Annotated in this window: 10 protein-coding genes; 7 read left to right on the top strand and 3 right to left on the bottom strand. The window is 46.7% G+C overall.

All coding sequences use genetic code 11. The annotated features are described in order from the left end of the window. Nucleotides 1–22 precede the first annotated feature (22 nt). Both F3I09_RS34490 and F3I09_RS28000 read left to right on the top strand, forming a co-directional pair. Complete coding sequence (locus tag F3I09_RS34490; protein WP_223233414.1) at nucleotides 23–1633, top strand: pseudouridine synthase; 1611 nt, start codon at nucleotides 23–25, stop codon at nucleotides 1631–1633. 3 nt (nucleotides 1634–1636) lie between these two features. After that, a complete protein-coding gene (locus F3I09_RS28000; RefSeq protein ID WP_149698370.1) occupies nucleotides 1637–2380 on the top strand; it encodes an RluA family pseudouridine synthase in 744 nt (247 codons plus the stop codon). Between the two features lie 351 nt (nucleotides 2381–2731). Here the strand turns inward: F3I09_RS28000 and F3I09_RS27995 are convergent, their stop codons facing one another. After that, nucleotides 2732–3367, bottom strand: a complete 636-nt coding sequence (locus tag F3I09_RS27995) for a peroxiredoxin (RefSeq protein ID WP_149698369.1) — start codon at nucleotides 3365–3367, stop codon at nucleotides 2732–2734. Nucleotides 3368–3622: 255 nt separating this feature from the next. Continuing rightward, complete coding sequence (locus F3I09_RS27990; protein ID WP_149698368.1) at nucleotides 3623–4207, bottom strand: hypothetical protein; 585 nt, start codon at nucleotides 4205–4207, stop codon at nucleotides 3623–3625. Nucleotides 4208–4308: 101 nt separating this feature from the next. Between F3I09_RS27990 and F3I09_RS27985 the strand changes: the two genes are divergently transcribed. Both F3I09_RS27985 and ade read left to right on the top strand, forming a co-directional pair. Next, nucleotides 4309–5316, top strand: a complete 1008-nt coding sequence (locus F3I09_RS27985; RefSeq protein ID WP_149698367.1) for a YafY family protein — start codon at nucleotides 4309–4311, stop codon at nucleotides 5314–5316. A 12-nt stretch (nucleotides 5317–5328) separates the two neighbouring features. Continuing rightward, nucleotides 5329–6966, top strand: coding sequence for an adenine deaminase (gene ade, locus F3I09_RS27980; protein ID WP_149698366.1), 1638 nt, complete (start codon nucleotides 5329–5331; stop codon nucleotides 6964–6966). A gap of 89 nt (nucleotides 6967–7055) precedes the next feature. On the opposite strand, the gene F3I09_RS27975 is transcribed toward ade, so the two are convergent. Continuing rightward, nucleotides 7056–8138 carry an anhydro-N-acetylmuramic acid kinase gene (locus F3I09_RS27975; protein WP_149698365.1) on the bottom strand — a complete coding sequence of 361 codons (1083 nt, stop codon included), beginning with the start codon at nucleotides 8136–8138 and terminating at the stop codon, nucleotides 7056–7058. A gap of 112 nt (nucleotides 8139–8250) precedes the next feature. Between F3I09_RS27975 and F3I09_RS27970 the strand changes: the two genes are divergently transcribed. The 3 genes from F3I09_RS27970 to F3I09_RS27960 all read left to right on the top strand — a co-directional run bounded on the left by F3I09_RS27970 (nucleotide 8251) and on the right by F3I09_RS27960 (nucleotide 12200). Continuing rightward, the gene (locus tag F3I09_RS27970) at nucleotides 8251–10197 is read left to right on the top strand and encodes a von Willebrand factor type A domain-containing protein (RefSeq protein ID WP_149698364.1); all 1947 of its coding nucleotides are present in this window, start codon (nucleotides 8251–8253) and stop codon (nucleotides 10195–10197) included. A gap of 129 nt (nucleotides 10198–10326) precedes the next feature. Further along, nucleotides 10327–10980, top strand: a complete 654-nt coding sequence (gene upp, locus F3I09_RS27965) for a uracil phosphoribosyltransferase (RefSeq protein WP_149698363.1) — start codon at nucleotides 10327–10329, stop codon at nucleotides 10978–10980. A gap of 203 nt (nucleotides 10981–11183) precedes the next feature. Further along, on the top strand, nucleotides 11184–12200 hold the full coding sequence (locus F3I09_RS27960; RefSeq protein WP_149698362.1) for a PorP/SprF family type IX secretion system membrane protein: 1017 nt from the start codon (nucleotides 11184–11186) through the stop codon (nucleotides 12198–12200). The last annotated feature ends 145 nt before the right edge of the window (nucleotides 12201–12345 follow it).

Here is a 12345-nt window from a genome sequence, read left to right as displayed (position 1 = left end):
TAACAAATTCAAAATTTAACAGATGAGAAAAAATACACCTGCTAAGAAAGGATTTTCCCCTTTCAAGGAAAATAAGAACAGCAGTTCCAATAAATCTACCCCGCGTAACGCTTCAGACCGTAAGCGGGGCGATGACGATAAAGCCCGTCCTGGCCGCGGCGATGCTAAAAGATCTGAACGTCCTTTCCAAAGCGACCGCAAACGTGGTGATGATGAAAACGGCCGTCCGGGCCGCAACGATGCTAAAAGAACTGAGCGTCCTTTCCAAAGCGACCGCAAACGCGGTGATGATGAAAACGGCCGTCCGGGCCGCAACGATGCTAAAAGAACTGAGCGTCCTTTCCAAAGTGACCGCAAACGCGGTGATGATGAGAATGGCCGTCCGGCAAAAAGGACTGAAGGTAGGCCTGAACGCTCTTTTTCGTCAGACCGTAAGCCGAAAGATGGTGATACTTTCCGTCCCGGCAATAAAGCAGGAGGCAAACCTGAACGCTCTTTCCCGACCAACCGTAAAGGTAAGGACGAAGAGACTCCCCGCTCACGTCCAGCCCGTAGTACTGACCCATCAGAAATTCCGGGCACCAAACGTACGGAAAGAGACAAAACAGCCCGCAGGCCTCGTATAGAGCCTGTGCGCAAAACTGCCAATGGCAGAACTCCTTTCAAACGCCCTCAGAGCGATGACAGCGCCTTCCACGGCCCTTCAGAACGTAAGGCAGGTAAGCGTGGCAGCTCCCGCGAGGAACGCCCTACCCCCAGCGGCTTTAACCGTAAAAAATATTTTGACTCCACCAACGAGCGGTTTGCCGACAAACAGGACCGTAAATCCGCAGTGAGAAAAGCCCGTCACAGCGAAGACAGCGCTCCATTCAGCAAAAAGCAGTCTAAGAAAGAAGAATCAGGCAATAATACCGGCGAAATGCCGCTGAATAAATACATCGCTCACTCGGGACTTTGCTCCCGCAGGAAAGCGGTAGATTTTGTGAAAGAAGGGAAAGTGACCGTGAACGGTAAGCTGGTAACAGAACCGGCTTTCAAGGTGACGGCTAAAGACGATGTGGCGATCAGCAATAAACGCATCTCCATCCAGAAAAACCTGGTATACATCCTGCTCAACAAACCCAAAGGATACATCACTACCACCGATGATCCGGAAGGCCGTAAAACGGTGATGGAACTGATCGAAGACGCCGTGACAGACGATCAGCGCGTATATCCTGTAGGCCGCCTGGACCGCAATACTTCCGGTCTGCTGCTGCTGACCAACGACGGCGAACTGGCACAAAAGCTGGCGCATCCGAAGCATAACATCAAGAAAATATACCATGTAGGACTAAACAAGCCATTGACCAAAGCAGATTTCGAAAGGATCCTGCAGGGTGTAACACTGGAAGATGGCATCGCAAATGTGGATGCATTGGGTTATGTGGAAACAGGCGATAAAACCCAGGTCGGTATTGAGATCCATAGTGGTAAGAACCGTATCGTTCGCCGCATTTTCGAACATCTTGAGTATGACGTGGAAAAGCTGGACCGTGTTACTTATGCCGGTCTTACCAAAAAGAATATCAATCGTGGTAAATGGCGTTTCCTGACTGAAAAAGAAATCATTTTGCTGAAGCACTTTAAGTAATCTATGCGCATTAACGACATCATTATAAAAGAAACACCCGATTTTGTTATCCTGAACAAACCGGCCGGCATGCTCACCATTCCGGACAGGCATGACAACCAGCTGCAATCCATCCAGGGACTGCTGAAAAAGCATTACGGCGAGATATTTACCGTACACCGCCTGGATAAGGATACCAGTGGCCTCATCCTGTTTGCAAAGAATGAGGCAGCCCATAAGTACTATTCCCAGTTGTTCGAAAGCCGTAATGTGAAGAAATTCTACCAGGGGCTGGTGAACGGACAGCTGATCCCTCCTACCGGCAGCGTGGATGAGCCCATTATGGAACATCCCGTTGTAAAAGGTAAAATGGTGACAAACAGGAAAGGTAAAAACGCCCTGACGGATTATGAAGTACTGGAAAGCTTCGGACTGTACAGTCTTGTGAAACTACAGATCCATACAGGCCGTACCCACCAGATCCGTGTGCATATGAAACACCTGGGACATCCTATTGCGGTAGATGAGTTATATGGCACCAGTGTGCCGGTATTCCTGTCTGCCATTAAGAAAAATTACAAGCTGGGGAAGAGAACGGAAGAAGAGCGTCCATTACTGAGCAGGCTGGCATTACATGCCTGGCAGCTGCATTTTAAGGACCAACAGGGACAAGAACAGGTTATTGAGGCGCCTTTGCCGAAGGATATACAGGCAGTGGTGACGCAATTGCGTAAGAATAGTGGTCAGAGCTCAGAGCTGGTGTTATAGAATATTATAAATCAATATATTGAGAGGCGATTTCCGGAAACGGGGATCGCCTTTTTCTTTATCCCATTGCCATTCCCGGGTTCCGCATACCATCTGGCATTTCGCCATTTTCATTCCGGGGGTTCACCCGTCCACTGCGATGCGTCCGTCCCTATACCCGTCCCCGGGGTTATCACCCCATTTATGCCGGTTCCCCATATGTTATGAAATAAAAAAAACGGGGAGAAATCCCCGTTTCGTAAAAATCAAAAACCAACCATTAAAAACTCTTATGAATAAAAACCTGACACGCAAATGGTGCAGGTTTTAAACGAAATCTTGTATTTGACTCACTTATAACAGCGACCCGCCTTATTTGTTCGGCTGAGGTGTTGTTCTTAAGTAAGGCTTGATGATTTTGTGGCCTTTCGGGAAACGCGCAGGAATATCCTCGGTTGGTACCGCCATTGTCACAATTACATCTTCCCCGTCTTTCCAGTCAGCTGGCGTAGCAACGCTGTACTTCGCTGTCAGCTGGAGAGAATCAATTACACGCAGTACTTCAACGAAGTTTCTGCCTGTAGAAGCCGGGTAAGTGATCATCAGTTTAACCTTCTTATCTGGTCCGATGATGAACAGTGACCTTACTGTAGCGGTCTCTGATGCATTCGGATGGATCATATCGTAAAGATCGGAAACTTTCCTGTCCTGGTCAGCTATAATCGGGAAATCGACATTAGCGTTCTGTGTTTCGTTTATATCGCTGATCCAGCTGGTGTGTTTATCCAGAGGATCCACACTCAAAGCCAGTACTTTTACGTTACGTTTTGCAAATTCTTCTTTTAACTGCGCTGTCCTGCCTAATTCGGTAGTACAAACCGGCGTAAAGTCTGCCGGATGTGAAAAAAGAACTCCCCAGCCATCGCCCAGGTACTCATAAAAATCAATATCTCCCTGTGATGTCTTTGCCTGAAAGTTCGGTGCTATATCCCCTAATCTTAAGCTCATAAGGTCATGTTTTTTTAGAGTATTCAAAAATAGGATTTTCCTACAAATATTATAGACTTTGCACCTATTTTTTGAAAAAATAATTCCCCGCCTGTAGATCAGGCGGGGCGGAGCTCAAACAAACAACTGGATGTAAGAGGTATCAGGGATAACGCTTACGAAGCACAACACAACACCGTAGGGGTTACCGGGTCGTTTTTCGGGGTTACCAGGGGGCTTTTCAAGGGTACATGAGGATAGTATGTGGGAATAACATTACAATGTCCGTTCTTTCCATGCGTAATATGCCAGGGTATACTTAAGGTCATCTGTCAGATCAGCTTTTTTACGTGCTGCGTCTTCATCAAAGTCAAGTTCTATATATCCCAGGTACAGTTCATAGCTTTTGTGAAGCATGTCCATACAGTGATCTATTTTCCTGACATAAAGGGGCACTTTTGCCGATGGTAATGGGGTTACCTGTTCTATATAGTAACATTCTCCGTCTGTGTATTCAATCCAGTTACCGTCTTCCCTATGTCCGGGGCGGGTTAACCGGAAATGCATGTTATCAAATACGACAGCCTTTCCCAGCTCCAGTTCCAGGTCTATCATGTCCGGGATCTGTTCCATATTCTCCAGCTTCTGCACAATGGTCATCTGCACTGCATCACTTCTGTCCTGTACGTAGCGTAACATAGTGTTCAGCACTTCGTAGGTAGTGATAAAGTCACAACGTTGCCAGGTATCGTCCTTCCGGATATGGCCCCAGAAGGTTAAATAATTGGTATCATCCAGGATGATCTGGCCAACCGAGATGGCCTGCGAGCTGGTTACTGTAGCGGTATTTGTCTGTTTCATAACCGATTCGTTGTTGATAACAATACAAAGATAGCAGGCCAAAACGCAGAGAATTTGCGTAGCGAATTTTAACTACTTTTATCCTCTAAATATTTCTATGCATGCCTAAAAACAAGGATGCTGTTTCGCGTTATCGCTGGATCGACGAGCGTTTACGCAACAAGCGTTTGAGAAAACCCACCCTGGAAGATCTTATTGAATTCGTATCCGCGAAAATGGGGGCTACCATTTCCGTACGCACTATTCAAAAAGATATCCAGGATATGCGTCATGACCCCGAATTGAATTACCAGGCCCCCATCCTGTACGATCGTAGTACAGGGACCTATCGTTATGAAGATGACACCTATTCCATCAATAGCCTGCCGATAGATGAAGCTGACCTGCAGGGACTTGAGATTGCCATCGGTATACTGGAACAATTCCGCAGCCTGCCGGTTATTGTACAGTTTGAGGACGCTATTCTGAAAATAGCCGCCAGCCTGAAAAAGAACAGGGAAGTACTGGAACACAAAGGATTGATCAAATTTTCCCGCGCCACACAATACAAAGGCGCATCCCATATTCCATTCATCGTGGATGCTATCAAAGGCAGGGAGGTAATACGTATTGCGTACCAGAGCTTCGACAGGAATGAGCCCAAGGAACACTGGGTGGAACCCTATCACCTGCGTGAATACCAGTACCGCTTTTACCTGATCGGTAAAAGCCAGAAAGCTAAAGGTGGCACCCTCCTTACGTTTGCGCTGGACAGGATAGTGGATATCTGGCCTACCAACAAAACATTCGATGAGAAGAATTTTGATGACGCCAGTTATTATCAGCACGCCATTGGCGTAACAGTGCCTCAGGGCGCCCCAGAAAAAGTGGAGCTTGCCTTTACACCTTTACAGGGGAAATATATCAAGTCGCAGCCTATCCATCCTTCCCAGCAGATTGAAAAGGACAACGACAAAGAATGCCGGATCTCACTCAACGTGGTGATCAATCATGAATTACAGATGTTACTGCTTAGTTATGGGGCCAATGTAAAAATATTACAGCCTGCACACCTGGCAGAAAAGATGGCAGCAGAAGCCAAAGCGATGCTGCAAAATTATTCATCATAAACGCTTTCTTGCATGACAAACTCATTCCGGATCTCCGGCAACCTGATAGACATCTTACAACAGAAGATATATCCCGCCACCGTTATCGTTGAAAACGGTGTTATAGCCCGTATTACGGAAGATGCGACCACATATGAGCAATACCTCTTACCGGGATTTATTGATGCGCACGTGCACGTGGAAAGTTCTATGCTGACGCCTTCACAGTTTGCCAGGCTGGCAGTGGTGCATGGTACTGTGGCTACAGTATCCGATCCGCATGAGATTGCAAACGTACTGGGTGTAGAAGGTGTAGAATATATGCTGGAAAATGGAAAAGCCGTTCCCTTTAAATTCTGCTTTGGCGCCCCTTCCTGCGTGCCTGCCACCATCTTTGAAACTGCCGGTGCTGAAGTAACGGTTGCAGACGTGGAAGCGTTGTTGCAGAAGCCGGAGGTGTTGTATCTCACTGAGATGATGAACTTTCCCGGTGTGCTGCATGAGCAAGCGGATGTAATGGCGAAGATAGCTGCGGCAAAACGTATCGGCAAGCCTGTAGATGGCCATGCGCCGGGCCTGCGTGGTGAAGATGCGAAGAAATACATCGCGGCCGGTATCAGCACAGATCACGAATGTTTTACAGCTGAAGAAGCGCTTGATAAATTACATTACGGCATGCATATCCTCATCCGTGAAGGAAGCGCTGCACGTAACTTTGATGCGTTGATACACCTGCTGAATGATTATCCGGAGAAGATCATGTTCTGTAGCGATGACAAACATCCTGACAACCTGGTGGAAGGCCACATCAACGTATTGGTGAAAAGGGCGCTGGCACTGAAGATCGATCTTTTCAAGGTATTACGCGCTGCCTGTGTGAATCCTGTTCTTCATTACCGGATCCCATCCGGACTACTGCGTGTAGGCGATCCTGCAGATTTTATTGTTGCAGATAATCTTGACAAATTCAATATCGTAGCTACTTACATCAATGGCATAGCTGTGGCCCAGCATGGTGAAACCCGCATCCCTTCTGTCATTGCTCCTGTCATTAACAACTTTGATTGTGCACCTAAATCCAGCAGTGATTTTCGTATTACTGCCAGTGGTGTTACAGCGAATGTAAGAGTGATTGAAGCATTGGGTGGTCAACTGATCACTAACAGTTTCACAGAGACATTGCCTGTTGTAGATAATCAGTTATTTTCTTCTACTGAGAAAGATATCCTGAAACTTGCTGTGGTGAACAGGTATAATCCTGCTCCTGTGGCGCTGGGTTTCATCAGGAACTTTGGCTTTAAACAGGGAGCGATTGCTTCATCTGTGGCGCATGATAGTCACAACATCATTGCTGTAGGTGTGGATGATGAGAGTATTGCACAGGCGATAAATGCTGTGATCGCGCATAAAGGTGGTGTGAGCGTAGTGGATAACGGTGATGTGTCTGTGCTGGCTTTACCCGTTGCAGGGTTGATGAGCAATCTTGATGGTTATGAAGTAGCTGCCCGGTATAGTGAATTAGATAAAGCGGCGAAGGCACTGGGAAGTAAACTGGATGCACCTTTTATGACCTTGTCATTCATGGCGCTGTTGGTAATCCCTCATCTGAAGCTGAGTGATAAAGGATTGTTTGATGGGGATACATTTAGCTTCACAGCCGCTGTATTGTAAGATTGATCTTTGACTAATGATATGCTTTGATTGCAGGATTAACATGGCTTGTGCATTTTAAACCCTGCAATCAAAGCTATGTTTAACCCCTACACCGCCCAAAGCGCACCACCTACACTGTCTTTCTCAGCGCCTGTTATGGAAGCCAGGGCATTTGTTTCCTGCCTCCAGCGTAAGGCGCCCAGTAATGCGATCATGAGTGCATTACGGAAAGGTTCCTCTTGTACTGTGACGGTAATATTCAATGGCTGTAGCGCTTCCTGTATCACTTTTACCAGGTAAGTGTTTGCCGTACCACCGCCTGTGAGCAATAAGTTGTTTGATCCCTCCTCTCCTTCCTGTGGCTGGAAGTCTTTTACTACATTCCCGATCTGTGCAGCAATATGATGGGTATAGGTATTCAGTTTCCCCTGTGTTGACAACTGATGTTGCTGGATCATTGGCATTATTACACCGGTACCGAACTTTGATGCCAGTGCTCTCGGATAGCTTTCATTGTAGAATGCCAATCCATTCAGTGCTTGCAGCAGTGGCTGATCTGTCACACCACCTGCTGCCAGTTTTCCCTCATCGTCATAGCTACGGCCCAGTGTTTCTGCCAGGGCATCCAGTACATAGTTGCATGGACAAATATCAAATGCCAGGAACTGACCATCTTTCTGCACTGCCATTGTCGCATTCTCGCTCAGGTTGATCCGGTAGCGGTAATCGGGGAATAGCAACTGCTCAGCTATTGGAAGAATAGGCGCTCCTTTTCCTCCCAGGGCAATATCCATAGCACGCAAGTCGCTGATGACAGGCAAACCGGTTACTGCTGCGATGGCGGCCCCATCGCCCAGCTGGGCTGTCATTTTCTGCGCGGGCACATGAAATACAGTGTGACCATGGGCTACAATGAAATGTACCTGGTGGTCCAGCTGGTGCTGCGATATGAACTGATTTACAGTATGTCCTATATAATGCCCGTATTCACTATTCAGCAACAGGTAATCCCTGGCAGGCAGATTCGCTGCTCCCCCCAGTTTTTCCTCCCATTCCGGGGTATATGCCAGGCGTTCTGCCGCCTTTATCTCATATGTCCATTTTCCCCTTACTTCCGTCAGGGCTGCAAAAACAACATCCAATCCAGCAAGCGAAGTACCTGAGGTTACACCTATTACATTATAAACCATGCACTAAAATTTGTGCAAAAGTAAATAATGTGCTGTTTACATACTTTTTTTTCATGTTTTATGGAATCGGGTGGATACGCTGCATCTTATTAGCAGACTAAAAAATTGTGCTATGCAAAGACATCTCTTCCTCCTGCTGACAGGACTCATCATCCTCGGTATATCAAGCATATCTGCTCCCGGACTGGCGCAATCCCAACATAAAATAGAGGGGACTGTCACCGATCATAATACCAAAACACCACTGGCAGGCGCCATGGTGCAACTAACAACTTCAGCTACCAACAAGGCAAAGGTAACTACCAATAAAAAAGGCCAGTTCAGTATTTCCTTTGATGGAAAACAGGCTACTATTTATGTCGCGTTTACAGGTTACAAAACAGATACACTGCTTGTCTCTGCTGACCAGAAAGCTAAACTCAATATCCGCTTAAAACCGGTTCCAGCTACTGCGGATGATATTAAGATCAAAAACCTCAAACAGCGGGTAGTCATGGACAAATCGGTACCGGCGCCAGCACCGGTAATGAATGAAGTAGTGGTGACAGGCTATGCGTCGAGAAAGGACGTGAAGATGATCAGTGGTAACATGTATGGTGCAACGACTGCCTCTACCGGGTATTACGACCATCAGACAGAAGATTACAGCCCTGTGAATGAGAACATCTTCCATACCGTCACAGATCAACCGCTCAGCACTTTCTCCATTGATGTGGACCGCGCTTCCTACTCCAATATCAGGCGTTTCCTGAACAATGGGGATATGCCTCCTGCTGATGCAGTAAGAGTAGAAGAAATGATCAATTATTTCGATTACAAATACGGTAATCCTACCGGCGAAGCTCCGGTTGCCATACATACCGATATGGCTGTTTGTCCCTGGAATACAGATCACCAGCTGGTGCGTATTGCGCTGAAAGGTAAAGACATGTCAAAAGACAATCTTCCTCCTTCCAACCTCGTCTTCCTGATAGATGTATCCGGCTCTATGTCCGGCCCACAAAGATTACCACTGGTAAAACAGGCCTTCAAAGCACTGACAGGCCAGTTAAGGCCAGTTGACAAAGTAGCGATAGTGGTATATGCAGGCGCGGCGGGACTGGTGCTGCCTTCTACCTCCGGAGAAAATAAAACTGCTATTCTCGATGCGCTCGACAAACTGGAAGCCGGTGGCTCTACTGCCGGTGGAGAAGGCATCCTGCTGGCATACAAAACAGCAGCAGAGCACCTGTTGCAGAACGGCAATAACCGCGTGATCATCGCTACTGATGGCGACTTTAACGTAGGCCCTTCCAGCGATGGAGAACTGCAACGCATTATTGAGAGGGAACGTGAAAAAGGTATTTTCCTCTCCGTACTGGGTTTTGGAATGGGCAACTATAAGGACAATAAACTGGAAATACTGGCAGACAAAGGAAATGGCAACTATGCTTACATCGATAACTTCGAAGAGGCCCGCCGCACGTTCGTTACAGAGTTTGGCGGTACATTGTTCACCATTGCGAAAGATGTTAAGCTACAGATAGAATTCAATCCTAAGTATGTACAATCGTACAGGCTGGTAGGTTATGAAAACAGAATGCTGCAGAACGAGGATTTTAACAACGATAAAAAAGATGCGGGAGATATGGGTGCAGGCCATACTGTGACTGCCCTGTACGAGATCGTTACTGCAAGTAAAGGGAGCAATCAACCGCTGGCGGTAGATCCGTTGAAATACCAGCTGGCAAAACAACCCGCAGGAAACAGTTCAGAAGTGCTCACCGTGAAACTGCGCTATAAAGAGCCTAAAGCCAGTACCAGTCAGCTGATCACACAGGTATTATACTGGAAACAGCAGGATATAACAGCAGCTCCCGAAGATTTCCGTATGGCCACTGCAGTTGCCGACTTCGGACTGCTGCTGCGTAATTCAGAACATAAAGGAAACGCTACCTGGGACCAGGTTCTGAAACTGGCCGGAAATGCCCGTGGTACGGACGAAGAAGGATATCGTGCAGAATTCATTCAATTGGTTAAAAAAGCACAATTACTTAGTAACAATCATGGTACGAAATAGTTCTGTACACCGGTCTTAATTCATTGTTTGTGTCAGACCGGTCATGGGTTTCAAGCCCGTGACCGGTCTTTTCGTTACTTTATTGTTATTTACATTTCCAGGCTCTGAAAATTTTGGTATTTTGCATACATGATAGTGAATCTAAGTAGTACCAATTCGTTAGTAGGAAACTGGTTAAGTGAGATCAGAAGCGTGGAAGTACAGACAGACCGCATGCGCTTCAGGCGCAATATGGAAAGACTCGGAGAAATAGCCGCTTACGAGATCAGTAAAACGTTGGAATACGAAGAGAAGGAAGTTCAGACACCACTGGGTATTGCCAATTGCAGGGTGTTGAAACAACAACCCGTTCTGGCTACCATCCTGAGGGCAGGATTAGCGCTCCATCAGGGCTTGCTTCACTACTTTGACAAAGCTGATCATGCCTTCATTTCTGCTTACCGTAAGCATAAACACGACGGCACCTTCGATATCAACCTGGAATACGTGTCCAGCCCTTCCATTGACGGTCAGGTAGTTATATTATCCGATCCCATGCTGGCAACGGGCGCGTCCCTGGTGAAAACCATCGAACACCTGCAAAGTCTGGGTAAACCCAAACATATTCACCTCGTCGTAGCCATAGCCTGTACCGTGGGAATAGAATATGTTCAGAGACATGCCGATAGTAACCTGAGCATTTGGGCCGGTGATATTGATGATGAACTGACAGCCAAAGGATACATTGTACCAGGGCTTGGAGATGCCGGAGACCTCGCATTTGGAAATAAACTACAGCAGTAAGAACCAGGATACCAACAGATAGGATCTTCTTTAGAGGAAATGAGTAGTCAACCAAAGAAAAACTCTTTCGTTTAGTCATTCATTAATAACACTTTAGGGCTTTCTCATAAGCAATGTTATATATTTTTAATTTGAAATATGAGTAGCATTGTGTACCTTCACATGGAACCATGAGAAAACCCTATACTATTAAGTATTGTTTTATGAAAAAAGTGTTGCTGTTTTTCACGATTGCCCTTTATCTGATGAACCCGGCCAGGGCGCAGGACCCGCATTTTTCGCAGTTCTTTGCCTCCCCACTCACTCTTAATCCGGCATTTACAGGCCTGTTTTCAGGCGACTTTCGTGTTTCAGGGAACTATCGTTCACAGTGGAGAAGTATCTCGACTCCATTCACCACCGGTACTGCAGCAGTAGACTTCGGAATCCTGAAGAATGTGCTGTCCTATACCGACATCTGGGGTGTAGGGGTAATGGCTATGTACGACAGGACCGGCGGCGGTGCACTGACCTCTACCTATCTCAGCTTTAGTACGGCTTACCATAAAGGTCTGGACCCGGAAGGAAACCATACCCTGGCTGTAGGCTTACAGGCTACTTACGTACAAAAGCGACTCGATCAGACAAAACTGGTATTTGAAAACCAGATAGACAATAACGGTTACAATCCTGCCATCCCAAGTGGTGAAACTTTTGTAAACCCGACTGTCACCTATCTCGATCCTAATATCGGTATCCTCTATAACGGTCTGGTGGGAGAATCATCCAACATCTACCTGGGTGCTTCCTATTATCACATCACGCAGCCTACGGAAACGTTCATGGCGCAGAACAACAATCGACTGACTGCCCGCTGGACAGCTCACGGTGGTGGTTCCGTTCCGGTAAATGGTACTAATCGTCTGCACTTCAGCGCCCTCTATATGAAACAAAGTACGGCTTCCGAATTCGCTTTCGGCGGTGCTTACGGTTTCAACCTGAATGGCGATGACGAAAACCCGACTACCTTCTACCTCGGTAGCTGGTACCGTCTGAAAGATGCGATCAACCCATATGTAGGTCTGGAGATCAACGGTTTCACCATCGGCGCTTCTTACGATATGAACGTATCTACGCTGAAACCGGCATCTAACTATCGTGGTGGCATGGAGCTTTCCATCATTTACGTACACAGACGCAATGAAGGAAGTAAGTACAGAACCTTGTGTCCAAGGTTCTGATCTGATAAATCATTTCAAAAAAGCCTGCCAGTTGCATAAGCTGGCAGGTTTTTTATTGCCGCCCTATATTTTTTACCATTGTTCCACTGATTTTTAGTTATTTACAACCGGATCAATGCTTATAGCGAATAACTAACACTAAAAT

It is taken from the genome of Chitinophaga sp. CF418 (genome assembly GCF_900142925.1).
Lineage (GTDB): Bacteria > Bacteroidota > Bacteroidia > Chitinophagales > Chitinophagaceae > Chitinophaga.
Note: the sequence above shows the minus strand (reverse complement) of the source record. Positions and strands in the feature narration are given on the sequence as shown.